This is a genomic window from Mycobacterium sp., from assembly GCF_032159775.1.
GTDB lineage: Bacteria > Actinomycetota > Actinomycetes > Mycobacteriales > Mycobacteriaceae > Mycobacterium.
Genome location: NZ_JAVHWK010000208.1, coordinates 1 through 25434, shown reverse-complemented (window position 1 = coordinate 25434; position 25434 = coordinate 1). Strand labels below are relative to the sequence as shown.

Below are 25434 nucleotides of genomic sequence, written 5' to 3'. Positions count from 1 at the left end.
GGTGTCGTAGAAGTACTTCACGCCGCCCCTACGCAGACGCTTTCTCGGTGACCGTCTGCGGATCCGGCGGCGGTGCCGGCGCGGGGTGGATCTCGCGGTCGAGTTGCTGGTTCACCTCGGTGTCGTCGGGGAACCGGGGCTCGCCCGCGATGACATGCTGCAACCAGAGCTTGGCCTGCACCACCGGCCTGCGCAGTACGCGTTCGCGGACCAGTGCCCGGTGCATCTTGCGGGGCTTGTCGGTGTAGCGCCAGCGCGCCCACGGCGCATGCGGGCGGGACAGCCGGAATGCCCCCACGAGCAGCAGTGGGGTGATGAACATGCCGATCAAGCCGGTCCACAGCTTGCCCTTGAGCAGCACCACGACCGCCAGCGCCAGCGTGATCAGCGCCAACGCGATGACCGTTGCGCGCGCCGCCAGGGTGTGGTCTTCCCGCCAGATGCCGATGTCGAAGAACGACAGCGGGTTGAAGCCGAGGACCAACAGGCCGGCCACCGCGACCGCCGTGAACACCGCGTCCACCGACGTTCGACCGTCCTCGGCCCAGTACACGTCCTCCAGGTGCAGAATGAGCGCGAACTCGTCAAGCACCAGCGCCGCACCGATCCCGAAAAAGGTTGCTGCGACGGTGAATTCGGGCACCCCCCCGTCAACAGCCAAGGTGACCATCGAGACCCCGGAGATCATCACCAGGATCACCCCGATGACCACATGGTGGATGTGCAAGCCCCCTCCCGCCGAGATGTTGCGCGGCTGCCACCACTTGCGCGGTTTGTCGCTGTCGGCGTGGCTGCGGATGTAGCGCACGATCGTGCGGGTGACGAAGAAAGTGAGGATGAACGCGACGAGGCAGAAGACGAGCGGCATCCGTCCGTTGGGTATCTCCGGACTCAGGTCCAGCCTCAGGTGCACGCAGAAAACTTACGCTGCCGAGGCGGCGACGTGCCGGGGATATGGTTCGGCGCGCCGCCGTCGGCCGATACTCTGGGCTTCAAGATGAGTAGGTTGGGGCCGCGCACGCGAGGAGCGGAGAAGCCACGGCCCGGCGGGGCTAATCGGTGGCCATCCGTCGCGTGGCGGCTGTTTCAGCTGCTGACGCTGGCGGCGGTGGTCTGGGCCTGCTGGAGGCTGCTCGGCCACGTCACGTACCGCATCGACATCGACGTCTACCGCATGGGCGGCCGGGCCTGGCTGGACGGCCAACCGCTGTATGCCGACGGCGCGATGTTCGAGACCCAGGTGGGGCTGGAGTTGCCGTTCACCTATCCCCCGCTTGCCGCGATCGCCTTCGCCCCGTTCGCCCTGCTCCCGCTGTCGGTGGCCAGCGGCGCCATCACGGTGACCACGTTCGTCTTGTTGATCGTTTCCACGGTGATCGTGCTGACGCGTATCGACGTCTGGCCGCAGTCGTCGACGACCGCAGAGCCCACTTGGCTGCGGCGGTGCTGGCTGGCCGCCGCTCTCGTAGCGCCCGCGGTGGTCTATCTGGAGCCGATCCGGGCGAACTTCGACTTCGGCCAGATCAACGTCGTGTTGATGACGCTGGTCATCGCCGACTGTGTGCCCCGCAAGACGCCGTGGCCGCGCGGCGTTCTGCTCGGTGTGGCCATCGCGCTCAAGCTCACCCCCGCGGTGTTCCTGCTGTACTTCCTGCTGCGCCGCGACACCCGCACGCTGATCGTCACCGTGGCCTCGGCGGTGGTCGCCACGCTGGTCGGCTTCGCGTTCGCCTGGCGTGACTCCTTGGAGTACTGGACTGACACGGTGCGCAACACCGACCGGATCGGCACCGCGACGCTGAACACCAACCAGAACATCGCGGGCGCACTGGCCCGCCTCGGCCTCGGTGAGGGCGAACGATTCGTGCTGTGGACGCTGGCCTGCTTCGCGGTGCTCGGGGTGACGATCTGGGCGGCGCGACGCGTGTTGCGGGCCGACCAGCCCGTGCTGGCGCTCATCTGTGTGGCGATGTTCGGCCTCGTGGTGTCGCCGGTGTCGTGGTCTCATCACTGGGTATGGGCGCTGCCGACGGTGATCGTCTGCAGCGTGATCGCCTACCGCCTTCGGCATGCGCTCCTCGGCACGGTCACCGCCGCCGGAGTGGCCCTGATGGTGTGGACGCCCATCACCCTGATGCCGGAACACCACGAGACGACGGCGTCGCTGTGGCGCCAACTGGTCGGTGGCTCCTACGTGTGGTGGGCGCTGGCCGTCATCGTGGTCGCCGGGACCGTGTCCACCCGCCAGACCGACTCACAACCGGCAGCCGTCAGCGCCTCGCCTGTGCCTGCAACTAGCTAGGCAACGAGCTCTGCGGAGGGTTGTTTACCCTCCTTGATGTCGGCGGCGTACAGGTCGACGTACTCCTGACCCGACAGACGCATCAGCTCGTACATCACCTCGTCCACGACCGCCCGCTCGATGAACCGGTTGCCCTCGAGGCCCTCGAATCGGCTGAAGTCCATCGGCTTGCCGAACCGCACGGTCACCCGGCCGAACCGCCACATCTTGCTGCCAGGAGGGTTGACGCCGTCGGTGCCGATCATCGCGACGGGGATGACTTTCACGCCCGTGCGCAGCGCGACCCTGGACATGCCCGTTTTGCCCTTGTAGAGCCTGCCGTCGGGCGAGCGCGTGCCCTCGGGATACATGCCGAGCAGCTTGCCCTCGTCCAGCAACCGCGACGCGGTTTCCAGCGCGCCCTGAGCCGAGTCGGCGTCGGCGCGGTCGATCGGCACCTGCCCGGCTGCCGTGAAGAACCAGCGTTGGAACCAGCCCTTAAGGCCGGTGCCGCTGAAGTACTCGGACTTGGCCAGATACGTGATCCGGCGCCGAACCACCAGGCACAGGTAGAAGCTGTCGGCGACCGCCAGGTGATTACTCGCCAGGATGACCGCGCCGGAGTCCGGAACGTATTCCAGCCCTTCGACTTTGGGTCGGCCGAGCAAAGTCAGCAAGGGACCCATGAAAACGTATTTGAACAGCCAATACCACATGGACCCTCCCGGATTGGGGCGCACCGGACGGTGCTTTGGGACAACTCTACCGTCAGTCCTCGACGGTCACCGGGATGTGCTCATACCGGCCCGGACCCGAGGTTGGCGGTCCGTCGGGAGGCGGATCGTCGCGCGGGGGCGGCTGCCTGCCTGCCGTCGACTCGATGTCGTTGACCATCGCGCGCACGACCGCCAGCAGCGCGACGCTGTGTTCGGCGATCACCGTCAGCAACGGGTGCTGCTCGCCGCTGACGAGTGCTGCCAGCGCGCACACCGGGCACCACACCTGTTGGCACTTGCCGGGGCCGTCGGCGCCTGCAGCGGCGGCCGCCGCGACCCGAACCGCCGGATCGATGCGATCCAGAATGGACTGCGCCAATGCTCTGAGCTCCGGGCCGAGATCGGAGTGTGTGTCTGTCATGACGGCCACACCTCCGGATCTGGTCGAAATCGTACTGTCAGCTCGCTGCCCCTGAGTTGGGCGTCCATCACGATGCACCGCCGCAGGACGGACGCCAGCCGAACCCGGCGCCTCATCCCTCCGGCGCCGATTATCAAATCGTCGCCGACCCGGCCGAGCCGCAGGGCGCTCGACTCGATTTGAGGCAACTCTAGCTGCAGCCGATAAACCGACTCCAACCCAGATCCGGACTCGCGGTCGACGATCGGGCGCAGCGGGCCGGGCGGCGGCGAGCCGTCACGCTTGCGGGCGCATTCCAGCAGCTCGCCGAGCGCCTTGGGGCCGATCGGCTCGCCCGAGAGGTGGGGAACCAGGACCAGCTGCAGGTCGCCGATGGTGGTGTCGAGTTCGTCGAGGACCGCCTGCTGTTCGGAGATCCGTGCGGCGTACCAGTCGAAGGCAGGATGGTCAGGCAGGTTGCGGTATTCGTATGAATCATCCTGCACCAAAAACTGATTGACGATCAGCTCATCTACCCGCACCCCCATCAACGCCAGCGAGCCGAGAGTGCGGGCAGCCTCGGCGGCGACGACCCGCTCCGCGGTGAGCACGAGGTGTGCACTCACCGCGTCCCCGTCGGTGAGCAGGCCGGTCAGTGCACCGTTGCCCGCGTCGACCCGTTCCATCAGGTCGACGATCGCCGCCGTGCGCGCATCGTCGGCGACGGAGCTGAGCCTGCGGTGGCGCGGCCACGCCCGCTCCAGGTACAGGCCGAAGGTCGACGGCAGCGTCAGCATCCTCATCGCATCAGCCGTCGACGCACAGTCGACGACGATGTGGTCCCATTCCCCGGACCGGGCCAGCTCGCCGACCTCGTGAAGACCAAGCACCTCCTGAATACCAGGAACGGCCGAAAGCTCCTCTGGCGCAATATCTCCCAGCTCTGACTCGTCGAATCCTGCCGTCAGCACCTCCGCCACGTCGCGCCAGCGTGCCTCCAGAAGGGCCAGCGTGTCGAGGGCGAGCGCGTCGAGGAACCCGCCGCCGGCATCCGCGTTGTCGGCGAGCACCCGCGTCGGTTCCCGCAGCCCGGTCGGCACCACCGGCGTACCGAGCACGTCGCCGAGGGAGTGCGCCTGATCAGTGGACACCACAAGGACCCGCAGGCCGCTTTGCGCGTCGCGCACCGCGGTCGCGGTCGCCAGCGTCGACTTACCTACGCCGCCCTTGCCAACGAAGAGACTGATCCGGGCGTGGGTAGGCGTGGGGGAATCACTCAGCCTCGACTCGTTTCTTGAGATCCTTCAATGCGGTGTCGGTCAGCCTGCGTTCGGCTTTGCGCTTGAGAAGGCCGATCATCGGAATGACCAGGTCCACCGAGAGCTCATATGTGACATCTGTGCCAGATCCGTTGGCCGCCAATCGGTATGCGCCGTCAAGAGACCTCAGCAGCGAACTGGAGACCAGCTTCCAGGTGACCGCGCTCCGGTCGGAAGGCCAATCGTAGGCCAGCACCATCGTGTCCTTGAGCACCGCCGCGTCGAGCACCAGCCGGGCCGTCCTCGGGTAGCCCTCGTCGTCGGCCTCGAGAACCTCGGTCTCCTTGTACTCGGCAACCCAGTCCGGATAGGAGCCGATATCGGCGATGACGTCCATCACCGTGGAAGGATCCGCATCAATGTAGATGGTCTGCGCCGTCTTGTCCGCCACGTAATTGTTCCCCTGCTTGGATCGCACTCGATGGAATGGAAATCTACCCGTCGCTGCTGGGTCTAACCCAATATCAGGCCAGCGGAGGCATCCCGACCGGCCGCGATGCCTCCAGCTTCTGCTTGAGCTCGAACGACATCTTCTTGCCTGCCACCCTGCGCTCATGCGTCAGCTTGGCGAGGTTCATCTTGGCCAGTTGCCATGCGGCCGCACCCGCGGGCTCGGCGTGCAGGAAGTAGTTCAGGATGACGCCGTCAAGCGAAGGCTCCAGCCACACCTCCATGGTGCCGGTCAGCGCCCCGGTGACGCTCCAGCGGTGGCCGACGGCACCGCGATCCTCAATAACCGTCAGATGCAGATCCGGCCACCAGCGTCGCCAGCTCGCCGGGTCCGCCACGGCCCTGCCGACCTCGACGGGGTCGGCCGCCACGAACGTCTGGTCGGCGACCTGGATGCTGTTCATCGCCACTAGCTTCACATATGCCACTGCCGTGGCCACTAGGCTGGTCGGTGGCAAAACCGCTACCACCTCGGAGGCCGTCACCGTGCGCGAGTTCAGCGTTCCCGCATCGTTCGAAGTCGCGGAGCATGACAACATCGTCAGCTCCGTCTATGCGCACGAACGCGACGACCCCGACCACGTGATCTTCGAGCGACTCGTCGACGGCGAGTGGAAGGATGTGACGGCCGCGCAGGCAGCCGAGCAGATTCGTTCGGTCGCGCTCGGTTTGATCGCCCAGGGTGTTTCGCCCGGTGACCGGGTCGCGATCTTTTCGGCCACCCGCTACGAGTGGCCGATCATCGACTTCGCGATCCTGTCGGTCGGCGCGTTGACGGTGCCGATCTACGAAACCAGTTCGGTCGAGCAGGTACGCCATGTGCTCAGCGACTCGAGCGCCGTTCTGGTGTTCGCCGAGACCGACGCGCACGCCGACAAGATCGAACATCTCGCCGACGAGCTGCCGGAGCTTCGGAAGGTGTTGCGCATCGACAGCTCCGGTCCCTCGGCGCTGGACGAGCTGACCGAGGCGGGCGGTTCTGTCGACCGCGGCGAGCTCGACAACAGGCTGTCGGGGATCAAGTCCACCGATCCGGCCACGCTCATCTACACCTCGGGCACCACCGGTAAGCCGAAGGGCTGCCAGCTCACGCACTCGAACCTGGTTTACGAGATCCGGGGAGCCAAGGCGGCGTTCCCGACGTTGTTGGACAAGGGTGAGCGGCTGCTGGTGTTCCTGCCGTTGGCGCACGTGCTCGCCCGAGCGCTCACCATCGCGGCGTTTGCGAACAAGGTGACGCTCGGTTTCACCAGCGACATCAAGAACCTGGTGCCGATGTTCGGGGTCTTCAAGCCGACGCTGGTCGTATCGGTGCCACGGGTGTTCGAGAAGGTCTACAACACCGCCGAGCAGAACGCCCGCAAGGACGGGAAGGGCAAGATCTTCGAGATCGCCGCGACCACCGCGATCGAATTCAGCAAGGCGCAGGATGGCGGAAGGCCCGGAATGCTGCTGCGCGCCAGGCACGCGGTGTTCGACCGTCTGGTCTACGGCAAGCTGCGGGCGGCGCTCGGCGGCCACTGCCGCGCCGCGATCTCCGGTGGCGCGCCGCTGGGTGCGCGGCTCGGTCACTTCTACCGCGGTGTCGGCCTGACGATTTACGAGGGCTACGGACTGACCGAGACGAGTGCGGCGATCACGGTGAACCAGCTCGACGGTCTGAAGGTCGGGTCGGTCGGAAAGCTGTTGGAAGGCAACAGCATGCGGCTCAACGATGACGACGAATTGCTGGTGCGCGGCGGCGTGGTGTTCGCAGGCTACTGGCACAACGAGGAGGAGACCGACGCGGTGTTCTCCGACGGCTGGTTCCACACCGGCGATCTCGGCGCGATCGACGACAACGGTTTCCTGACGATCGTCGGCCGCAAGAAGGAGATCATCGTCACCGCAGGCGGGAAGAACGTGGCCCCGGCAGTCCTCGAGGATCGGCTTCGCGCCCACCCGTTGATCAGCCAGGCGATGTGCGTCGGCGACGCAAAGCCGTTCATCGCCGCGCTCATCGCGATCGACCCAGAGGCGTTCCCCGGCTGGAAGGAACGTAACGGGAAGAACGCCGACGCGACGGTCGCCGACCTCGCTGACGATCCCGACCTCACCGCCGAGATCGATCTGGCCGTCAAGGACGCCAACCAGGCGGTGTCCAAGGCCGAGGCGATCCGCAAGTTCCGCATCCTGCCCGTCGACTTCACCGAGGAGACCGGCGAGCTGACCCCGACATTGAAGGTCAAGCGCAAAGTGGTGGCGGAGAAGTTCGCCGATGCCATCGATGCGCTCTACGCCAAGGGCTGAGGTTCAGCCGGTCAGCTGGCTGTGCAGCCGCGCCGCCTGGTTGCGCCACTGCCAGTTGTCGACGGCCCAGCGGCGCCCGGCGGCGCCCATCTCGGCTGCGCGCTCGGGGTCGGCCAGTATGTCTGTGATCGCGGTGGCGATTTCGTCGACGTCGCGACCGTTGACGACGCGTCCGGTGACGCCGTCCCGCACCGTCTCCGGCGCACCGCCCGAGGCGCCCGCGACGACCGGCACCCCTGTCGAGGACGCCTCCAGGTAGACGATGCCGAGGCCCTCGACGTCCAGTCCGGCGCCACGCGTCCGGCACGGCATCGCGAACACGTCGGCCATCGCGTGGTGTGCGGGCAGCTCTCCGCCGGGCACCCCGCCGGTGAAGACCACGTGGTCGGTGACCCCCGCATCCCGGGCAAGGCGGTGAAGCGTCGCCAGATACGGCCCGCCCCCGACGATGACTAGCACGGCGCCGTCGACGCGCTCCCGGATCGCAGACAGGGCGCGGATCAGCATGTCCTGACCTTTGCGTGGAACCAACCGGGACAGGCAGACGACCACCGGACGATCGCCGAGGCCGTACCGCGACCGCATCTGGGCGCGGGCCGCCGGATCCGGCGCGAACCGGTGGGTGTCCACCCCGGGCGGCACATACTCCAGCGCGGCGTGCGGCCCGAACGCCGATGCGAACCGGCCACGGGTATAGGCGCTGACGTAGGTCACCACGTCGGTGTCGTCTCCGATGCGACGTAATGCGTTGCGCGCCAACGGCAGCATCGACCAGCCCACCTCGTGGCCGTGCGTGCTGGCGACGATGCGCTGAGCGCCCGCACTGCGTGCACGCGGTGCCAGCAGCGCCAACGGCGCCGCCGCACCGAACCAGACCGTCTCGACGTCGTAGTCGGCGATCAGGCGGCGCATCCTGTCGTCGACGCCGGGACCGGGCAGCATGAGGGTGGTGGGGTGGCGCACGACGCGATAGCCCGTCGCCTGGGCTTCTTCGTCGAACTCCTCGCAGCCCTTCCACTTCGGCGCATACACGGTCAGCGTGTAGTCGTTCCCGGATTGCAGCAGTTGGCCGACGAGTTCGTGCAGGTACGACTGGATCCCGCCACGTCGTGGCGGAAAATCGTTGGTAACCAGCAAAACCCGGGGCATCGCGGTCAGGCTAACTGAGATAGCCAACGCCGCCAGGCAATAAGCACCTTGTCGAGGTCGGCGCCGAGCGTCTCGGACACGGCCGCTTCGATGCCGGGGTGCGAAGGCCCGCAGGCCCGTAGGTAGAGGCGCCGCAGAGCAGGCGTCCCGTACCCGTCCGCCACGTATCGGGTGAACCACCAGGCCCGGTCGTAGGCGAGCGTCCTGGTCGGCCCCACGGTGTCCAGGTCGGCGTCGGTCGGAAGCACCGCGATCTCGGCTGCCGACCGTCGACCCGGCAGCGGGGCGGCGGGCCGTGCCACGAAGTCGGCGACGCCTTCGGTCAGCCACCGTGGGGCGTCGGCCGCCGTGTCGGCGCGGGCAGCATAGTGAAAGAGTTCGTGGCGCAACACAATTCGCAAATCGGCGGCGCTCATCGCAGTGGCCCCCGGCGCGAAGACGATGCGCCGTCCAGTGGTCGCGGCTGCGATGTCGGAACCGCCGCCCGCCAAGGCGCGAAACTGCTCGTCGGAGGCGGTGGCCACCACGATGATGTCGCGGGGCCAATCGGGGCCCCAGAACTGCGTCACGGCTGCAACGGCGTCGTCCATGTCCCCTGACACCCGGGCGAGCAGCGGTTGCGTTGTCGGGCCGCCGAGGCTCATCAGCTCGACGGTGCGGCCATCGGACACCGTCTCGGTACGCGAAGCCGCCGCGGTCGCGGCCGGTGTCGACACGGGCGCCGGTGGACCAGAAGACGCGTCAGGTCTGCCGACAAGCATCACCGCCAGAATCAACTCGACGATCAGCAGTGGGCCGAGATACCGACGTCTAGTACCGGCGGACGTTGTAGATCGGGGCATTGTTCACCGGTGCCACTCGCACCGGCGTGCCGTAGGTAGACGCGTGCACCATCATCCCGTCGCCGATGTAGATGGCCGAATGCGACGCGTCCGAGTAGTAGTTGACGACGTCTCCCGGTTGCATCTGCGACGTGTCCACCGGCTGGCCACCCCGGGCCAGCGCCTGGCTGGAGTGCGGCAGCGAGATACCCGCCTGCTGGAACGCCCACATCACCAGGCCGGAGCAGTCGAACTGGTTCGGCCCTGATCCGCCCCACGAGTAGGGCGAGCCGATGCGGGTCAGCGCGGCCTGCACCGCCATCATTCCCTCGCCGGTGCCGCCGGGCACCTCGGGAGCCACAGCGCCGTCGGGTGGCGCGACATCGCCCGGTGGGATGCCGCCTTCGGGTGGTGCGGCCACGATCGCCGGATCCTGCGGCGCGGGCCCCGCCGCCTCGGGAAGCGGCGGTGGAGGTGGAACGGCTGCGAGGGCTTCCCGCTGGCCCGGCGTCAACGCCTCGAACTGTGACTTGACGACGGCCATCTGAATCTGCAGCTGGCTTTGCTTGGATTGCAGGTCAGCGCGCACTGCCGCGGCCTGCTCGGCCGCGGTCTTCGCTTCGGCCGCCGACTTGGCGGAGGCTTCCCGTGCCTTGGCTGCCTGATCGCTGACGGTTCGGTAGCTGTTCATCTGCACCCGCATCTCGGATGCCATCACACGCTGGACCGAAAGCTGGTCGATGAGCCGCTGCGGCGAGTCGGCGGTCAGCATCGCGTCCATGCCGCTGGTCCTACCGCCCATATATTGGGCGGCCGCGAATTTATCGACCGACGACTGGAACGTTGCCAGTTCTGCAGTGGCAGTATCGACTGCCGCCTGATCCGCGGACTGCTTCGCCTCGGCCGCAGTCTGTGCGGCCAGCTTGTTGTCCAGATCGAGCTGTGCCGAATGCATAGCCTCGGTGGTCCGCTCGGCCTGCCGCGACAGCTCATTCAACTTTGCCAGAGCGTCGGCTGCTGGATCTGCTTGGACGTTGCCGGCAAGGATCCCTCCGAACAGGGTCAGTGCCGTTATCGCATATATAGCGGGTCGCTTAAGTCCGCGCGTGATCCGCTGCGTACGGTCGAGCGTCAAGATTTGAGTCCTCAAACTGCCGTTGGCAAGTCGCCCCGAACTGTCTTAGGTCTCAGACAGGTTACGAAACGGCATCAGCCTTGTCCAAACAAGAGACGCAAATTTAACAGCCTCTCAGAGTTTTTCGGACACGCTCTGTTGCTAGGCGTGTCGTCAGGCGACAACTCCCGAATCCCCGTGCCGGTGAATCGGTACCAACCGCAGCCGCGGTGCCAGACCTGCCTCCGCCAGCACCTCGAGCGCGGCCCGCTCGTCGTGCAGCAGCGTGTCCGGAACGCCGAGCAACACGCTCACCACACAGTCCTTGCAGCCCGGGCCACGCACAGCGCAGTCATCGCAATCGATGGTCACCGCATCGGTATCGGTGCCCCGCTCATCGGCCTCGTCCATCTGACCGTCCTCTCGTTGGAGTTAGTCGCACGCTAACGGGCACCACCGACATCTGGCGCGTGGCAACTCCAGCCTGTCGGTCGCAGTGCCTACCTTCAGCGCATGGGACGGCCCAGCTTCTCCGATTCCGAACAGCTGTCGCTGGACCTGGCCTCCGAATCGCTCCGTGACACCACGTTCGTCGTCGTCGACCTCGAGACCACCGGTGGCCGCGCATCCGGCGACGGCGGTAGCGTCGACGCCATCACCGAGATCGGCGCGGTGAAGGTGCGCGGCGGGGCGGTGCTCGGCGAGCTGGCCACGCTGGTGGACCCCGGCCGCAGCATCCCGCCGCAGATCGTCGAACTCACCGGCATCACCTCGGCCATGGTGCATGACGCACCCAAGATCGACACGGTGCTGCCTGCGTTCCTCGAATTCGCCCGTGGCGCAGTGCTGGTCGCCCACAACGCGGGGTTCGACATCGGCTTCCTGCGCGCCGCCGCGGAGCGCTGCCAGATCCCGTGGCCACGCCCGCCGGTGCTGTGCACCGTCCGGTTGGCCCGCCGGGTGCTGACCCGCGACGAGGCACCCAGCGTTCGGCTCTCGGCGCTGGCCCGGTTGTTCGGCGCTGCCACCACGCCGACGCACCGCGCTCTCGACGATGCGCGAGCCACCGTCGACGTGCTGCACGCGCTGATCGAACGGGTCGGCAACCAGGGCGTGCACACCTATACCGACCTGCGCGCCTACCTGCCCGACGTGTCACCGCAGCAGCGCCGCAAGCGAGTACTGGCCGCGCACCTGCCGCACCGGCCGGGTGTGTACCTGTTCCGCGGCCCCGCCAACGAGGTGCTCTATGTCGGCACGGCGGTGGATCTGCGCAGACGGGCAGGTCAGTACTTCAACGGCTCTGACGCACGGCCGCGGATCAAGGAGATGGTGGCGCTTGCCACCGCGATCGACCACGTCGAGTGCGCGCATGACCTGGAGGCGGGCGTTCGCGAGCTGCGGCTGCTCGCAGCGCATGCGCCGCCCTACAACCGCCGATCGAAGTTCCCGCAGCGGTGGTGGTGGATCGTGCTGACGGCGGAGGCGTTTCCGCGCCTGTCGATCGTGCGCACCCCGAAGAGCGACAGCGCGGTCGGGCCGTTCCGGTCACGCGCCGACGCCGTCGAGACGGCCGACCTTCTCGCCCGTTTCACCGGCCTTCGCACCTGCACCGCCCGGATCGCCCGCTCGGCCCAGCACGGCCCCGCCTGCCCCGAACGCGAGCTGTCGCCGTGCCCGGCGCTGCGCGGCATCGCCGCAGCCGACTACGCCGACGCGCCACGGCGCACGACGGCGCTGATCGACGGGCTCGAGGATGACGCACTCTCGGCGGTGCTCGCGCGCATCGGCGAGTTGGCCGATTGCCACCGCTACGAGACCGCCGCCCGGCTGCGGGATCACGCCTGCGCCGCGATCGACGTGCTGTGGCGCGGTCAGCGACTGCGCTCGCTGGCGTCGGTCACCGAGCTCGTCGCGGCACGCTCGGACGGCGACGGCGGATGGAATCTCGCGGTGATCCGGTGCGGTCAGCTCGCCGCAGCGGGTGTCGCGCGCCGCGGCGTTCCGCCAATGCCGGTGGTCGACGCGATAAGCGCTGCAGCACAGGCGATTCTGCCGAACGCCGCCCCGCTGGGTGGTGCGCTGGTGGAAGAGGTGGCGCTGGTCATGCGCTGGCTCGCCCAGCCGGGTGTGCGCATCGTGCGCGCCGAACCCGGCTGGGCGTCACCGACCGCGTCCGCGGGACGATGGGCGTCGTGGGCGGCGACGGCGAGGTCGGCGCGGCTGGCCGCCGAGCAAACGCTCGATTCGTCAGATCTGCTGAGTGAACCGCACCCAACGCGCCAGCAGTTGTTCGGCCGCCCCGGAGTCGATCGCATCGATGGCCCGGCTCAGACCCGACTCCCACGCCGACAGCCATTCGGCGCCGCTGGTTAGTCCCGCGTGGGCGACCATCGCGCCTGCGGCGTTCAGCACCACCGCGTCGCGCACCGGCCCCGTGGCGCCCGCCAGCACGTCGCGTGCCTCCGCCGCATTGGTCTCGGCATCGCCGCCCACCAACGCCGATATGTCGGCGCGGGGGAACCCGAATCCCGCGGGGTCGAAGGTCAGCTTCTCCACGGTGCCTGCCTGGACGCGCCAGATGGTGCTCGTCGTCGTCGTGGTGAGTTCGTCGAGCCCGTCGTCACCGTGCACGACCAGCACGCTGGAGCGGCGCGTGGCGAACACGCCAGCCATCACCTCGGCCAGATCGGCCCACGCGCATCCGATCAGCCCGGCACGCGGCGAGCCCGGATTCGTCAGCGGCCCAAGGAGATTGAACACCGTCGGTACGCCGATCTCGCGGCGGGCCGCTCCGGCATGCCGGTAGGAAGGATGGAACACCGGCGCGAAGCAGAAACCGATGCCGACCTCGGCGACGCTGCGGGCGACGTCGTCAGGGCCGAGGTCGATGCGCACCCCGAGGGCTTCCAGCGTGTCGGCGCCGCCGCTGCGGGACGACGCGGCCCTGTTGCCGTGCTTGACCACCGGCACCCCGGCGGCCGCCACCACGAGGGCGGCCATCGTCGACAGGTTCACGGTGTTCGCCCCGTCTCCGCCGGTGCCCACCACGTCGACGGTGTCGGTGCCGATCTCCTCGGTGGGTACTCGCCTGGCGTAGGACAGCATCGTATTGGCCAGTTCGGTCACCTCGGCGGACGTCGGCCGCTTCATCTTCATCGACACGCCGAAAGCGGCGATCTGTGCCGGCGTTGCGGCGCCGGTCATGATCTGGTCCATCGCCCACGCCGCCTGCCCCGCCCTCAGCGGCTGTTGCGTGGTCAACAGTCCGAGGATCATCGCCCAGGACGGCTCGATTTCAGCAGAAGTCACGCCCGAGATTATGACGAATTGCTCCACCCGGGTGGAGTTCAACAACTACAAAGCGTCATACTTGCGTTGTGACGAGCGCTGTAGGGACCTCGGGAACCGCGATCACGTCCCGAGTGCATTCGCTGAACCGGCCGAACATGGTCAGTGTTGGCACCATCGTATGGCTTTCCAGTGAGCTGATGTTCTTTGCTGGGCTGTTCGCGATGTACTTCACCGCCCGCTCGCAGGCCGGTGGCGTATGGCCCCCACCGCCGACCGAGCTGAACCTGGTTCAGGCGGTGCCGGTGACGCTGGTGCTCATCGCGTCCTCCTTCACCTGCCAGATGGGTGTTTTCGCCGCCGAGCGCGGCGACGTTTTCGGCCTGCGGCGCTGGTATGTCATCACCTTCCTGATGGGGCTGTTCTTCGTGCTCGGCCAGGGTTACGAGTACATCCACCTCGTCGAGCACGGCACCACGATCTCCAGCAGCGCGTACGGCTCGGTCTTCTACCTGCCCACCGGATTTCACGGCCTGCACGTCATCGGCGGTCTGATCGCCTTCATCTTCCTGCTTGCGCGCACCACTATGAGCAAATTCACACCCGCACAGGCCACGGCCGCGATCGTCGTCTCGTACTACTGGCACTTCGTCGACATCGTGTGGATCGCGCTGTTCGCCACCATCTACTTCGTCCGATGAGCAGGCTGCCGATGAGAAGGGGTTCGATGACCCGCAAGGCCCGCGGAGCCGGAATGCCGGCGACATCGAAGCACGGAGCCGGAACGCCGGCGACATCGAAGCACGGAGCCGGGAGGCCGGCGACACTGAAACGCCGTCGGCTTCGTCGGCGGCTCTCGGCGGCGGTGCTGCTGCTGGTCGGCCTTGGCGTAGCGGGCGGCCTCGCCGCCACCCTCACACCGGAGCCGCAGGTGGCCGTCGCCGATGAGTCGGCGTCGGCGATGTTGCGCACCGGCAAGGAGTTGTTCGAGACGTCGTGCGTGACTTGCCACGGCATCAACCTGCAGGGCGTGACCGGCCGCGGGCCGAGCCTCGTCGGAGTCGGCGAGGCCGCCGTGTACTTCCAGGTGTCGACGGGTCGAATGCCAGCGATGCGCGGGGAGGCCCAGGCACCCCAGAAGCCGCCCCAGTTCGACGAGGCGCAGATCGATGCGCTCGGCGCCTACGTTCAGGCCAACGGCGGCGGCCCCATGGTGCCGCGCACCGACAACGGCCAGGTGGCCTCCGAATCCCTCATCGGCGACGACGTCGCCCGCGGAGGTGACCTGTTCCGGCTGAACTGCGCGTCCTGCCACAACTTCACCGGCAAGGGCGGCGCGCTGTCGTCGGGTAAGTACGCACCCGAGCTGACCAACGCCGACCCCGCGCAGATCTACACCGCGATGTTGACCGGCCCGCAGAACATGCCGAAGTTCTCCGACCGTCAACTCTCCCCCGACGAGAAGCGCGACCTTGTCGCTTACGTGCGGATGGCAGCCGAAGCGCCGGACCCCGGCGGCTACGGCCTTGGCGGTCTCGGCCCCACCTCGGAGGGCATGGCCGCCTGGATCATCGGGATCGTGGCCGTCGTTGGGGCGGCCTTGTGGATCGGAGCCCGGTCATGAGCGACGGCGCTGACAACACTCCCAAGGGCACCGACGCCCCGGGCCACGCCGGCGTTCCGGGGCAGCCCAGCGACGCTGAGCTTGCATCGATGTCGCGCGAGGAACTACTTGAGCTCGGCGGCAAGCTCGACGGCGTCGAGATTGTCTACAAGGAAGACCGCTGGCCCATACAGGGCACCAAGGCCGAGAAACGCGCCGAACGCTCGGTGGCCAATTGGCTTCTGCTCGGCGGGCTTTCGGGTGTTGCGTTGTTGGGGATATTCCTCTTCTGGCCCTGGGAGTACAAGGGCACAGAGGAGCCCGGCCACTTGTGGTACGACCTGGCCACCCCGCTCTACGGTTTCACCTTCGGCCTGTCGATCCTGGCGATCGGCATCGGCGCCGTGCTGTACCAGAAGAAGTTCATCCCGGAAGAGATCTCCATCCAGGATCGTCACGACGGCAGCTCTCCCGAGATCCAGCGCAAGACCGTCGCAGCCAATCTCACCGATGCCTTGGAGGGTTCGACCCTCAAGCGCCGCAAGCTGATCGGTCTGTCGTTCGGCATCGGCCTTGGCGCATTCGGTGCAGGCACCCTGGTCGCGTTCATCGGCGGCCTGATCAAGAACCCGTGGAAGCCGGTGGTTCCCACCGCCGAAGGCAAGAAGGCCGTGCTGTGGACGTCGGGGTGGACCCCGCAGTTCAAGGGCGAGACGATCTTTTTGGCCAATTCCACCGGTAAGCCCGGAGAGTCGCCGTTCGTCAAGGTTCGACCGGAGGACCTCGACGCGGGCGGCATGCTCACCGTGTTCCCGTGGCGCGAGTCCGACGGTGACGGGACCACGGTCGATTCCCATGAGCGGCTGAGCCAGATAGCCATGGGCGTGCGCAACCCCGTCATGCTCATCCGCATCAAGCCGGGCGACATGAACAGGGTGGTCAAGCGTCAGGGCCAGGAGAGCTTCAACTTCGGCGATCTGTTCGCTTACACCAAGGTGTGCTCGCACTTGGGTTGTCCCTCTTCGCTTTACGAGCAGCAGACCTATCGCATTCTCTGCCCGTGCCACCAGTCTCAGTTCGATGCGCTGCATTTCGCGAAACCCATATTCGGCCCGGCTGCGCGCGCCCTCGCGCAGTTGCCCATCACCATTGATCAGGACGGGTACCTGGTCGCCGCCGGGGACTTCATCGAACCCGTCGGTCCGGCATTCTGGGAACGGAAGACGATATGAGTCCGACACTGCCGAAACCACCGAGCCTCAGTGAGATTGCGGCCTCACAAGGCGACGCGATCGACTCGCGGTACCACCCCGCTGCTGCGGTCCGCAGACAGCTCAACAAGGTGTTCCCCACCCACTGGTCGTTCCTGCTGGGTGAGATCGCCCTGTACAGCTTCATCGTGCTGCTGCTCACCGGTGTCTACCTGACCCTGTTCTTCGATCCGTCCATGGTCGATGTCACCTATGACGGCGTCTACCAGCCGCTGCGGGGCGTCGAGATGTCGAAGGCTTTCGCATCGACGCTCGATATCAGCTTCGAGGTGCGGGGCGGCCTGTTCGTCCGCCAGATCCACCACTGGGCCGCACTGCTTTTCGCGGCATCGATCATGGTGCACCTGGCGCGTATCTTCTTCACCGGCGCGTTCCGGCGTCCCCGTGAGGCGAACTGGGTGATCGGCTCGCTGCTGTTGATCCTGGCCATGTTCGAGGGCTTCTTCGGATACTCGCTGCCCGACGACCTGCTGTCCGGAACCGGCCTGCGCGCCGCATTCTCCGGCATCACGATGGGCGTTCCGATCGTCGGCACCTGGCTGCACTGGGCCTTGTTCGGCGGTGACTTCCCTTGCGGCGGTGTCGGAAACGATTGTTCAATCGGCATCATCATCCCGCGGCTCTATGCGCTTCACATTCTGCTGATCCCGGGCATCATCCTGGCGCTCATCGGCGCGCACCTCGCGCTGGTGTGGTTCCAGAAGCACACCCAGTTCCCCGGACCGGGGCGCACCGAGACCAACGTCGTCGGTGTCCGCGTCATGCCGGTGTTCGCCGTCAAGTCCGGCGCGTTCTTCGCGGTGACGACCGGCATTCTCGGCATCATGGGAGGCCTCCTGCAGATCAACCCGATCTGGCAGCTCGGCCCCTACAAGCCCTCGCAGATCTCGGCGGGCAGCCAGCCGGACTTCTACATGATGTGGACCGACGGCCTCATCCGGCTCTGGCCGGCATGGGAGTTCTACCTGTTCGGGCACACGATCCCTCAGCCTGTGTGGATCGCTGTGCTCATGGGCGTCATATTCATGCTCCTTCCGGCGTGGCCGTTCCTGGAGAAGAGGTTCGCCGGAGACAAGGCGCATCACAATCTGTTGCAGCGCCCAAGGGACGCTCCGGTGCGCACCGCGATCGGCGCGATGGCGATCGCGTTCTACATCGTGCTGACGTTCGCCTGCATGAACGACATCATCGCGCTCAAGTTCCACATCTCGCTGAACGCGACGACTTGGATCGGCCGCATCGGCATGGTGGTGCTGCCCGCGATCGTCTACTACCTGGCCTACAGGTGGTGCATCGGGCTGCAGCGCAGCGACCGCGGGGTGCTCGAGCACGGCATCGAGACGGGCATCATCAAGCGGCTGCCGCACGGCGCCTATATCGAGTTGCACCAGCCGCTGGGGCCGGTCGATGACCACGGCCATCCACTGCCGCTGGAATACCAGGGCGCCCCGGTGCCCAAGCGGATGAACAAGCTCGGCTCCGCGGGCTCTCCGGGTACCGGCAGCTTCCTGAGAGCTGATCCCGTCGACCAGCACGACGCGTTGATGGAGGCAGAGCACGCCGGAGAACGCAAGGCGCTCACGGCTTTACGCGAGCACCAGGATCGCAACGGGTCGAACGGACACGGCTCCAACGGGCACGGGTCGAACGGGCACGGCTCCAACGGACACGGCTCGTCGAACGGCCACTGACGCAGCCTGCCTGCCGGCAGGCATGTCAGCCGTCGACGAGGTCGTGCAGTTGTCGGAGATAGATCCAGGGTATGGCGGGCATGGCCAACGTGATCAGGCCCGCCACGATGTAAGCCGCCCAGGCGAATGTGTCGTGGCCCGCCGCCATCAGATAGGTGGCGATACCGATGCCGAGCAGCGCCAGACCGATCGCGGACGCGATGGCGACGGCGCAGCGCAGCCACACCCGGTCCACCGCCGGGGATAACGCGGCGTCGAACGTGCTGATCGGCGAGGCGGTCGGGTAGGCCCTGCGTTGCCGGCTCGTCGCGGCGGTCGCCTGCGACGAGGTCCGCAGCTGCTGCGTGCGAGGCTCAGGCGCGCGTGTAGTCGTCGGAGCCCGACCGGGGGGTGGTCCGGCGGCTGCGCCGCGGGCGGCCCGGGGATCGTCGATCGCCGTACGCCGTGCCCGAATCAGCAGTGGAATGGCGCCGAGTATGACGAGCGCCGACACACCGATCACGCCGTACAGCAACCACGGCGTGCCCGAATCGGTCGCAGACGACTCCTGGTGGCCGTTGCCGAGGTCGACAAGGGCAACGGTCGCCGCCACGGCGGACCCCAGCGCGGCGAGCCAGATCACCGCGCACGCAGCGAGCAGCATCCGGTCCACATTGCCTGCGTCGCTCGACGTCGGATCGAGCCGCGAGGGGGCCGCGGCCCCGGTTTTGTATGTCATCAGCAGCTTGTCTGTGCGGAGTTGCCAGTATTCGAGGACAATACGGTGCCGTCGCTCGTGGTGATCGAACAGTTGAGCCTGCTGACCAGAAACAGGCTGGATGCCTGCACCGAGCCGACTTCGGACTGCGAGATCGGTGTGACCGTGAGCGACCACGGAATGTAGACGTTGCGCTGAGTGCGGCTACGGCCCGACGCGTCGATGTAGGTGACCGTGATGATGTCGCCGGGTGCTTTGGTACCCGTCACCGAATAGGTGACCTGACGGGGCCCCGCACGCGTCGTCGTGGGCGGCGGCGCGGGTGCGCTCGAGGGTTCCTCCGGTGCCGGTGCAGGGGCGGGTGGCGGCTCCGCCGGTGCCGGTGCCGGTGCAGGCGCGGGCGGCGGCTCGGTCACCGTGACTGTCTCCGGCGGCGGTGGCGGCGGTGGTTCCTCGGACGACGGCGGGGGCGGCGGCGGCGGTGGTGTCGTCGTGGTGATCTCGTCCTGCGCCGGCGGCGACGATGTCGAGGTGGGCCCGCCTTGGGCGTTGAGATTGTCGGAGTCCGTGCCCATCACCAGCAGCGAGACGGAGACCACCAGCGAAATCGCGGCGATGATCGCGACGACGCCGACAACCCAGGGCCAGCGCGGCGGCCTGCCTGCGTCCACCAGCTCGGTCTTGTCGTACTCGTCGTAGTCATAGAGTTCGGGATCGGCCGGCACGTACGGGCCCGCGGTGAACTGCTCGGACTCAGGCGCCGAGTACGCCCGCGAATGGATCTCCGTCTCACCCGTGGCGTCCTGGACAGAACTTTCCTCGGCGGTCGACTCACCCGGTTCCTGATCCAGGTCGTCCGCCCCTTCGGAGTCCGGCCCTGGAGGATTCGGCCCGCTCATCTACGCCTATCCTTCTCGACGACTTCAACGGCGCGACAGCAAGCGGCGGACAGCCACTTTGAGTCGGCCCCGGCAACCCTACCCAAACTGATGAGCGGATCGAATTCGCCCATGCGGTAGGTAACCAACTGAAGCCCAGATGTGACCTTGGCGGTCAGTGCTTCTCGGCGCCGGTGTAGTACTCGAAGACCAGGCCCGCGACAGTGGCGAGCACGAAGACCACCCCGGCCACGATCAGCCACGGCAGCCACATTGCGACGCCCACGGCCGTCACAGAGGCACTCAGCGCGATCATGATCGGCCACCAGCTGTGTGGGCTGTAGAAGCCGAGCTCTCCGGCACCATCACTGATCTCGGCGTCCTCGTAGTCCTCGGGCCTGGTGTCGAGTCGGCGCGCGACGAACCGGAAGAAGGTGCCGGTGATCATCGTCAGACCCGCGGTCAACACCAGGGCCGTCACGCCCGCCCACTCGATGCCGCCGTACTGGAACATCGCGGTCAGCGTGGCGTACACGACGGCCGCGAGAACGAAGAACGCGGTCAGGAACTCGAACAGCCTGGCTTCGATGTGCATGAGATCCCTACTTGCTCGCCTGGGCGGGTACCCCCGCCTGCTCCCCGCGGCGGGTGTCGAACGGACGGGTGGTGACCGCCGTCGGCGGCTGGTTGATTGCGATCAGCGCTTCGGCGTTGGACTTGCCCGCGATCCGCTGCTGCAGGTAGGCCTTGAAGTCGTTGGGCTCCACGACCCGCAGCTCAAAGTTCATCATCGAGTGGTAGGTGCCGCAGAGTTCTGCGCAGCGACCGACGAAAGCTCCGGTCTTCGTAATCTCGCTGATCTGCCACTTGTTGTCTTGGTTGTTGGCCGCAGGATCGGGATACACGTCGCGCTTGAACAGGAATTCCGGCACCCAGAAGGCGTGTGCGACATCAGCCGACGCCTGCTGAAACTCGATGCGCTTGCCCGTCGGCAACACCAGAATGGGGATTTCGCTGCTGGTGCCGAGTGTCTCCACTTTGTCGAAGTTCAGATAGTCCTTGTTGTCGCGCTCCCTGGCCCCGATCGCGTGCTCTTCGCCACTGGAGCCGAACTCGCCGCCCTCTTCGCCCTGCAGCCCTTCCGGGCCCGCTGCGGCCAGTGAGCGGCTGGGGTCCGCCCCGTCGAACTTGAACGTGCCATCGCTGAAGTTGACGTTCTGATATCCGAATTTCCAGTTCCACTGGAAGGCGGTGACGTCGACCGTCACCTCGGGATTCGGCTGTTTATCCAGCACCTTCTCCTGCACGACCACGGTGAAGTAGAACAGCACGGAAATGATCAGAAAGGGAATGACCGTGAGCACCAACTCGAGCGGCATGTTGTAGCCGAACTGGCGGGGTAACTCGCCGTCGCCCTCTTTGCGCCGGTGGAATGCCGACGACCAGAAGATCAGGCCGTACACGATGACACCGACGACGAGGGCGGCAATCACCGAGCCGATCCACAGTTCACGGTTGACGTGGGCCTGCGGTGTGATTCCGTTGGGCCAGCCAAGGCCGAGCACCTCCGACCAGCTACACCCGCTGAGCAGCAGCGCAGCCGCACCAAGTACGACAACCAACGCCGCTCTCCGTGCCACCACCCAGCGTCCGCGAGGTGTCACGTTGCAGCCTCCTAGAAGTCGGTGGAACTAGGCGAATACTACGCAGCGTAGACCACCCTGCAGGGGTGGAGCGCAGCGACCGGGGAATGACACAGGTGCTGGTCTCGACACACCTCGCCTACTGAGTGCTCGTCATAGTCCACGCCGCCATTCGGCATACTGGCGCCGTGTGCGGACTCCTGGCCCTGCTGACCGATCCGTCCGCCGACATCTCCGCGGAACTAGTCGATGCGGTGTCCGGCGCGTCGCATTTGATGCGTCACCGCGGGCCCGACGAACCCGGCACATGGCACGACGGTGAGGTCGTCCTCGGCTTCAACCGGCTGTCGATCATCGACATCGCGCACAGCCACCAGCCGCTGCGCTGGGGCCCCGCCGACTCGCCCGACCGCTACGTGCTGGTCTTCAACGGCGAGATCTACAACTACTTGGAGTTGCGGCAAGAACTGGCCGCAACCAACGGCGCGACCTTTCACACCGACGGCGACGGCGAGGCCATCATCGCCGCCTACCACTATTGGGGCACCGACGCGCTGACCCGGCTGCGCGGCATGTTCGCATTCGCGCTGTGGGACACCGTTGAGCGCGAATTGCTCTGCGCACGTGACCCATTCGGCATCAAACCGCTGTTCATGGCGACGGGGTCGGCAGGCACGGCAGTGGGCAGCGAGAAGAAGTGCCTGCTCAGCCTCGCAGACGACCTCGGCATCGACGTGGGCATCGACGAACGGGCCGTCCAGCACTACACCGTGCTGCAGTACGTCCCCGAGCCCGAGACGCTGCACCGCGGCGTGCGCAGGCTGGAGTCCGGCAGCTACGCCCGCATCCGGCCTGGCGGCCGACCGGAGGTGAGTCGGTACTTCACCCCCCGGTTCGCGGCCAAGCCGTTCACCGCGGGGACGCAACAGAGCCGATACGACGAGATCACCGCCGTGCTCGAGGACTCGGTGGCCAAGCACATGCGCGCTGATGTCACCGTCGGTGCTTTCCTGTCCGGCGGCATCGACTCCACCGCCATCGCTGCGCTCGCCATGCGGCACAACCCACGGCTGATCACCTTCACCACGGGCTTCGAGCGCGAAGGCTTCTCGGAGGTCGACGTGGCGGTGGCATCGGCGGAGGCGATCGGCGCCAGGCACGTCACCAAGGTGGTGAGCCAGGCCGAGTTCGTCTCGGCACTGCCCGAGATCGTCTGGTATCTCGACGAACCCGTGGCCGACCCGGCGCTGGTGCCGCTCTACTTCATCGCCCGGGAGGCGCGCAAACACGTCAAGGTCGTGCTGTCCGGCGAGGGCGCCGACGAATTGTTCGGCGGGTACACGATCTACCGGGAACCGTTGTCGCTCAAGCCCTTCGACTATATGCCCCGTCCGCTGCGCCGTTCCATGGCCAGGGTTTCGGCGCCGCTGCCGGACGGCATGCGCGGAAAGAGCCTGCTGCACAGGGGCAGCCAAACGCTCGAGCAGCGGTACTACGGCAACGCGCGCAGCTTTTCCGACGCGCAGCTGCAGGCGGTGCTGCCGGGATTCCGTCCGGATTGGACCCATACGGATGTGACGGCGCGGGTGTACGCAGAATCCGAGGGCTGGGATCCGGTGGCACGGATGCAGCACATCGACCTGTTCACCTGGCTTCGCGGCGACATACTGGTCAAGGCCGACAAGATGACCATGGCCAACTCGCTCGAGCTGCGCGTGCCGTTCCTGGATCCGGAAGTGTTCGCGGTGGCATCCCGGCTGCCGTTGGACCAGAAGATCACCAGATCCACGACGAAGTACGCATTGCGCCGGGCACTGGAGCCGGTCATTCCCCCGCACGTACTCAACCGGCCGAAGCTCGGCTTCCCGGTGCCCATCCGGCACTGGCTGCGGGCCGGCGAACTGTTGGATTGGGCCTGCGGCCTCACGGCGTCGTCAGGCGCCGGTGAGCTCGTCGACACGGCAGCGGTTCGGACAATGCTCGATGAGCACCGCACCGGCGTAACCGATCACAGCAGACGACTGTGGACCGTGCTGATCTTCATGCTGTGGCATGCGATCTTCGTCGAGGGCAGCGTGACGCCTCAGATCAGCGAGCCGACCTATCCCGTGCAGCTCTAACCGAGCGCCGCTGAGCTATCGGTCGGCGCCGAGCGCCTCCGAGCTATCGGTCGGCGCCAAGCGCCTCCGAAATCTCGGTGCCCGCATCCGCCCCGTAGGCGTCGGCCAGCCGCTTGATGCCTGCGTCTTTGTCCCAGCTCCATTCCTGCGGGCCCGGGGCCTCGAGCACTAGTGTCGCGACCAGCGACGCCAACTGTGCGGCGCGCTCGATCGACAGCCCCTTGTCAACCCCGGTCAAGAAGCCGGCCCGGAAGGCGTCGCCGATGCCTGTGGGATCGTCCTTGTGCGTCTCGGGCACCACGTCGACATGGATGAAGGTGCCGTCTCGGCCGACGATGTCGACGCCCTTCTCGCCCAGCGTGGTGACGCGCATCTGAATCTGGCTCATCACCTCGGCCTCCGACCACCCGGACTTCTGCAGCAGCAGGTCCCATTCGTAGTCGTTGGTGAAAAGATATGTCGCGCCGTCGATCAGCGCTCGGATCTGCTCGCCGGTCAGCCGGGCCAGCTGCTGCGACGGGTCGGCGGCAAAGGCAAGGCCGAGCGCGCGGCACTCTTCAGTGTGCAGGAACATCGCGTCGGGGTCATTGGCGCCGACGATCACCAAATCCGGTGTCCCCCTGCGAGACACGACATCGGCAAGCTTGATGTCACGGGCCTGCGACATCGCACCCGGATAGAACGAGGCGATCTGTGCCATGTCGTGGTCTGTGGTACAGACGAATCGGGCGGTATAGGCGGTCTCCGACATCAGCACGCTGTCGCAGTCCACGCCGTGGCTGGTGAGCCATCCCCGGTAGTCGTCGAAATCCTTTCCGACGGCACCGACGAGCGTCGGGTCTCCGCCGAGGATGCCGATCGCGTACGCCATGTTTCCCGCGACGCCCCCGCGGTGGATGACCAGGTCGTCGACCAGGAAGCTGACCGAGATCTTCTGCAGGTGCTCAGGCAGCAGTCCTTCGGAGAATTTGCCCGGAAACCGCATGAGATGGTCGGTTGCGATCGATCCGGTTACCGCAATGGTCACGAAGCTGCACCCTTCAATTCATTAATCTGTCTAGGTAATCTTACCGAGCGTCACGGTCCCGCCCACGTCCGGCCGCTTGCGCTAACCTGCTACAAGACTCGTTCGGGTCACTGTAGACGGCATTCCCCGACAACTCCGGAGAGCACACTTCATGGCTGGTCCGTATCCGCCCCAATACGGCGCTGGACCGATCGGCCCTCCACCCCCGCATCCCGGTCCCCCTGTGCCGTATCCGCACAATCCCGTTGCGGCACCGATCTATCCGGGCACGCTGCCGCCGCCGATTCCGTATCCGAAGCGCAGTCGGTGGCGCGGCGTACTGGCCGCGCTGCTCGTGATCGCGGTGCTGGCCGCTGCTGTGGTCACGACGGTTCTGGTGATGGGCTCCGACGACGATCCGGCGACCCGCAAGACGCTGACCACAACGGCGGCACAGACGGCGATCCAGGACTACTTGGATGCGCTGCAGCACGGTGATGTCGAACAGATCGCCCGACACACGCTCTGCGGGCTGTTCGACGCCGTCAAGGAGAAGAAGTCAGACCTGGCGCTGGCGGATCTGAGCAGCGACGCGTTCCGCAAGCAGTTCTCCAGCGCAGACGTGACGTCGATCGACAAGATGGTGTTTTCATCGCCGTATCAGGCGCAGGTGCTGTTCACCATGCGCGTCACGC

Annotated in this window: 24 protein-coding genes and 1 pseudogene; 9 read left to right on the top strand and 16 right to left on the bottom strand. The window is 66.6% G+C overall.

Annotated elements, in window-relative coordinates; all coding sequences use genetic code 11:
- Window positions 1-28: 28 nt before the first annotated feature.
- Window positions 29-868, bottom strand: a complete 840-nt coding sequence (locus QOJ24_RS26520) for a hypothetical protein (RefSeq protein WP_526266547.1) — start codon at window positions 866-868, stop codon at window positions 29-31.
- A 129-nt stretch (window positions 869-997) separates the two neighbouring features.
- Here QOJ24_RS26520 and QOJ24_RS26515 point away from each other — a divergent pair, with 129 nt between their 5' ends.
- The gene (locus QOJ24_RS26515) at window positions 998-2302 is read left to right on the top strand and encodes a glycosyltransferase 87 family protein (protein ID WP_526266535.1); all 1305 of its coding nucleotides are present in this window, start codon (window positions 998-1000) and stop codon (window positions 2300-2302) included.
- On the opposite strand, the gene QOJ24_RS26510 is transcribed toward QOJ24_RS26515, so the two are convergent.
- The 5 genes from QOJ24_RS26510 to QOJ24_RS26490 form a co-directional block, all read right to left on the bottom strand.
- Window positions 2299-2997: a lysophospholipid acyltransferase family protein gene (locus QOJ24_RS26510; protein ID WP_526266545.1), complete on the bottom strand. Its 699-nt coding sequence runs from the start codon at window positions 2995-2997 to the stop codon at window positions 2299-2301. The two genes, QOJ24_RS26515 and QOJ24_RS26510, sit on opposite strands and share 4 nt — an antisense overlap.
- 52 nt (window positions 2998-3049) lie before the next feature.
- Entirely contained in the window at window positions 3050-3418 is a 369-nt protein-coding gene (locus tag QOJ24_RS26505) for a hypothetical protein (RefSeq protein ID WP_526266533.1), read from the bottom strand.
- Window positions 3415-4677 (bottom strand): ArsA family ATPase, encoded by a 1263-nt coding sequence (locus tag QOJ24_RS26500; RefSeq protein WP_526266543.1) that lies wholly within the window; start codon window positions 4675-4677, stop codon window positions 3415-3417. The genes QOJ24_RS26505 and QOJ24_RS26500 overlap by 4 nt, the downstream gene beginning before the upstream one ends.
- Window positions 4670-5107, bottom strand: coding sequence for an SRPBCC family protein (locus tag QOJ24_RS26495; protein ID WP_526266531.1), 438 nt, complete (start codon window positions 5105-5107; stop codon window positions 4670-4672). Before QOJ24_RS26495 ends, QOJ24_RS26500 begins: the two co-directional genes overlap by 8 nt.
- A gap of 73 nt (window positions 5108-5180) precedes the next feature.
- A complete protein-coding gene (locus QOJ24_RS26490) occupies window positions 5181-5570 on the bottom strand; it encodes a polyketide cyclase / dehydrase and lipid transport (RefSeq protein ID WP_526266529.1) in 390 nt (129 codons plus the stop codon).
- Window positions 5571-5652: 82 nt separating this feature from the next.
- On the opposite strand from QOJ24_RS26490, the gene QOJ24_RS26485 reads away from it, so the two are divergent.
- Window positions 5653-7455, top strand: a complete 1803-nt coding sequence (locus tag QOJ24_RS26485; protein WP_526266541.1) for an AMP-dependent synthetase/ligase — start codon at window positions 5653-5655, stop codon at window positions 7453-7455.
- 3 nt (window positions 7456-7458) lie between these two features.
- On the opposite strand, the gene QOJ24_RS26480 is transcribed toward QOJ24_RS26485, so the two are convergent.
- The 4 genes from QOJ24_RS26480 to QOJ24_RS26465 all read right to left on the bottom strand — a co-directional run bounded on the left by QOJ24_RS26480 (window position 7459) and on the right by QOJ24_RS26465 (window position 10950).
- Window positions 7459-8604 carry a glycosyltransferase family 4 protein gene (locus tag QOJ24_RS26480; RefSeq protein WP_526266527.1) on the bottom strand — a complete coding sequence of 382 codons (1146 nt, stop codon included), beginning with the start codon at window positions 8602-8604 and terminating at the stop codon, window positions 7459-7461.
- Window positions 8605-8609: 5 nt separating this feature from the next.
- Window positions 8610-9446: an eCIS core domain-containing protein gene (locus QOJ24_RS26475; RefSeq protein ID WP_526266526.1), complete on the bottom strand. Its 837-nt coding sequence runs from the start codon at window positions 9444-9446 to the stop codon at window positions 8610-8612.
- On the bottom strand, window positions 9415-10560 hold the full coding sequence (gene ripC / locus QOJ24_RS26470; RefSeq protein ID WP_526266524.1) for a peptidoglycan hydrolase RipC: 1146 nt from the start codon (window positions 10558-10560) through the stop codon (window positions 9415-9417). The genes QOJ24_RS26475 and ripC overlap by 32 nt, the downstream gene beginning before the upstream one ends.
- A gap of 153 nt (window positions 10561-10713) precedes the next feature.
- Window positions 10714-10950 carry a hypothetical protein gene (locus QOJ24_RS26465; RefSeq protein ID WP_526266522.1) on the bottom strand — a complete coding sequence of 79 codons (237 nt, stop codon included), beginning with the start codon at window positions 10948-10950 and terminating at the stop codon, window positions 10714-10716.
- Window positions 10951-11052: 102 nt separating this feature from the next.
- Between QOJ24_RS26465 and QOJ24_RS26460 the strand changes: the two are divergent.
- Window positions 11053-12852 (top strand): annotated as a pseudogene (locus QOJ24_RS26460) (DEDD exonuclease domain-containing protein); the annotation flags it as partial.
- Here QOJ24_RS26460 and trpD read toward each other — a convergent pair.
- Window positions 12790-13818: an anthranilate phosphoribosyltransferase gene (gene trpD / locus QOJ24_RS26455; RefSeq protein ID WP_526266539.1), complete on the bottom strand. Its 1029-nt coding sequence runs from the start codon at window positions 13816-13818 to the stop codon at window positions 12790-12792. The pseudogene QOJ24_RS26460 and the gene trpD sit on opposite strands and share 63 nt — an antisense overlap.
- Before the next feature lie 101 nt (window positions 13819-13919).
- Between trpD and ctaE the strand changes: the two genes are divergently transcribed.
- From ctaE to qcrB, 4 genes are read left to right on the top strand one after another with little or no spacing between them, the layout of a single operon-like run.
- Entirely contained in the window at window positions 13920-14531 is a 612-nt protein-coding gene (ctaE, locus tag QOJ24_RS26450; protein WP_526266520.1) for an aa3-type cytochrome oxidase subunit III, read from the top strand.
- Window positions 14532-14584: 53 nt separating this feature from the next.
- The gene (gene qcrC, locus QOJ24_RS26445; protein WP_526266537.1) at window positions 14585-15454 is read left to right on the top strand and encodes a cytochrome bc1 complex diheme cytochrome c subunit; all 870 of its coding nucleotides are present in this window, start codon (window positions 14585-14587) and stop codon (window positions 15452-15454) included.
- Window positions 15451-16665 (top strand): cytochrome bc1 complex Rieske iron-sulfur subunit, encoded by a 1215-nt coding sequence (qcrA, locus tag QOJ24_RS26440; RefSeq protein WP_526266518.1) that lies wholly within the window; start codon window positions 15451-15453, stop codon window positions 16663-16665. Before qcrC ends, qcrA begins: the two co-directional genes overlap by 4 nt.
- Entirely contained in the window at window positions 16662-18395 is a 1734-nt protein-coding gene (qcrB, locus tag QOJ24_RS26435; RefSeq protein ID WP_526266516.1) for a cytochrome bc1 complex cytochrome b subunit, read from the top strand. Before qcrA ends, qcrB begins: the two co-directional genes overlap by 4 nt.
- Window positions 18396-18420: 25 nt before the next feature.
- Here qcrB and QOJ24_RS26430 read toward each other — a convergent pair whose 3' ends face one another.
- From QOJ24_RS26430 to ctaC, 4 genes are all read right to left on the bottom strand, one after another.
- Window positions 18421-19113: a DUF2561 family protein gene (locus QOJ24_RS26430; RefSeq protein ID WP_526266514.1), complete on the bottom strand. Its 693-nt coding sequence runs from the start codon at window positions 19111-19113 to the stop codon at window positions 18421-18423.
- On the bottom strand, window positions 19113-19991 hold the full coding sequence (locus tag QOJ24_RS26425; protein WP_526266513.1) for an MmpS family transport accessory protein: 879 nt from the start codon (window positions 19989-19991) through the stop codon (window positions 19113-19115). The genes QOJ24_RS26430 and QOJ24_RS26425 overlap by 1 nt, the downstream gene beginning before the upstream one ends.
- A 154-nt stretch (window positions 19992-20145) precedes the next feature.
- On the bottom strand, window positions 20146-20565 hold the full coding sequence (ctaF, locus tag QOJ24_RS26420) for an aa3-type cytochrome oxidase subunit IV (protein WP_526266512.1): 420 nt from the start codon (window positions 20563-20565) through the stop codon (window positions 20146-20148).
- A gap of 7 nt (window positions 20566-20572) precedes the next feature.
- Window positions 20573-21634, bottom strand: coding sequence for an aa3-type cytochrome oxidase subunit II (ctaC, locus tag QOJ24_RS26415; protein ID WP_526266511.1), 1062 nt, complete (start codon window positions 21632-21634; stop codon window positions 20573-20575).
- Window positions 21635-21801: 167 nt separating this feature from the next.
- Here ctaC and asnB point away from each other — a divergent pair, with 167 nt between their 5' ends.
- Window positions 21802-23733, top strand: coding sequence for an asparagine synthase (glutamine-hydrolyzing) (asnB, locus tag QOJ24_RS26410; protein ID WP_526266509.1), 1932 nt, complete (start codon window positions 21802-21804; stop codon window positions 23731-23733).
- A gap of 43 nt (window positions 23734-23776) precedes the next feature.
- On the opposite strand, the gene QOJ24_RS26405 is transcribed toward asnB, so the two are convergent.
- Window positions 23777-24760: a carbohydrate kinase family protein gene (locus tag QOJ24_RS26405; protein WP_526266508.1), complete on the bottom strand. Its 984-nt coding sequence runs from the start codon at window positions 24758-24760 to the stop codon at window positions 23777-23779.
- Window positions 24761-24911: 151 nt separating this feature from the next.
- Between QOJ24_RS26405 and QOJ24_RS26400 the strand changes: the two genes are divergently transcribed.
- Window positions 24912-25434 (top strand): Rv0361 family membrane protein (locus QOJ24_RS26400; protein ID WP_526266506.1); only part of this gene is annotated, 523 nt, incomplete at its 3' end.

Excerpts from the sequence above, each read along its gene's own strand:
- trpD (WP_526266539.1), bottom strand. The coding sequence starts at position 13,818 with ATGATCCTCGGACTGTTGACCACGCAACAGCCGCTGAGGGCGGGGCAG.
- QOJ24_RS26515 (WP_526266535.1), top strand. The coding sequence starts at position 998 with ATGAGTAGGTTGGGGCCGCGCACGCGAGGAGCGGAGAAGCCACGGCCC.
- ctaF (WP_526266512.1), bottom strand. The coding sequence starts at position 20,565 with ATGCACATCGAAGCCAGGCTGTTCGAGTTCCTGACCGCGTTCTTCGTT.
- QOJ24_RS26425 (WP_526266513.1), bottom strand. The coding sequence starts at position 19,991 with ATGAGCGGGCCGAATCCTCCAGGGCCGGACTCCGAAGGGGCGGACGAC.
- qcrA (WP_526266518.1), top strand. The coding sequence starts at position 15,451 with ATGAGCGACGGCGCTGACAACACTCCCAAGGGCACCGACGCCCCGGGC.
- QOJ24_RS26465 (WP_526266522.1), bottom strand. The coding sequence starts at position 10,950 with ATGGACGAGGCCGATGAGCGGGGCACCGATACCGATGCGGTGACCATC.
- qcrB (WP_526266516.1), top strand. The coding sequence starts at position 16,662 with ATGAGTCCGACACTGCCGAAACCACCGAGCCTCAGTGAGATTGCGGCC.
- QOJ24_RS26520 (WP_526266547.1), bottom strand. The coding sequence starts at position 868 with ATGCCGCTCGTCTTCTGCCTCGTCGCGTTCATCCTCACTTTCTTCGTC.
- QOJ24_RS26490 (WP_526266529.1), bottom strand. The coding sequence starts at position 5,570 with ATGAACAGCATCCAGGTCGCCGACCAGACGTTCGTGGCGGCCGACCCC.
- QOJ24_RS26430 (WP_526266514.1), bottom strand. The coding sequence starts at position 19,113 with ATGACATACAAAACCGGGGCCGCGGCCCCCTCGCGGCTCGATCCGACG.
- QOJ24_RS26505 (WP_526266533.1), bottom strand. The coding sequence starts at position 3,418 with ATGACAGACACACACTCCGATCTCGGCCCGGAGCTCAGAGCATTGGCG.
- QOJ24_RS26510 (WP_526266545.1), bottom strand. The coding sequence starts at position 2,997 with ATGTGGTATTGGCTGTTCAAATACGTTTTCATGGGTCCCTTGCTGACT.
- QOJ24_RS26480 (WP_526266527.1), bottom strand. The coding sequence starts at position 8,604 with ATGCCCCGGGTTTTGCTGGTTACCAACGATTTTCCGCCACGACGTGGC.
- qcrC (WP_526266537.1), top strand. The coding sequence starts at position 14,585 with ATGCCGGCGACATCGAAGCACGGAGCCGGAACGCCGGCGACATCGAAG.
- QOJ24_RS26475 (WP_526266526.1), bottom strand. The coding sequence starts at position 9,446 with ATGCCCCGATCTACAACGTCCGCCGGTACTAGACGTCGGTATCTCGGC.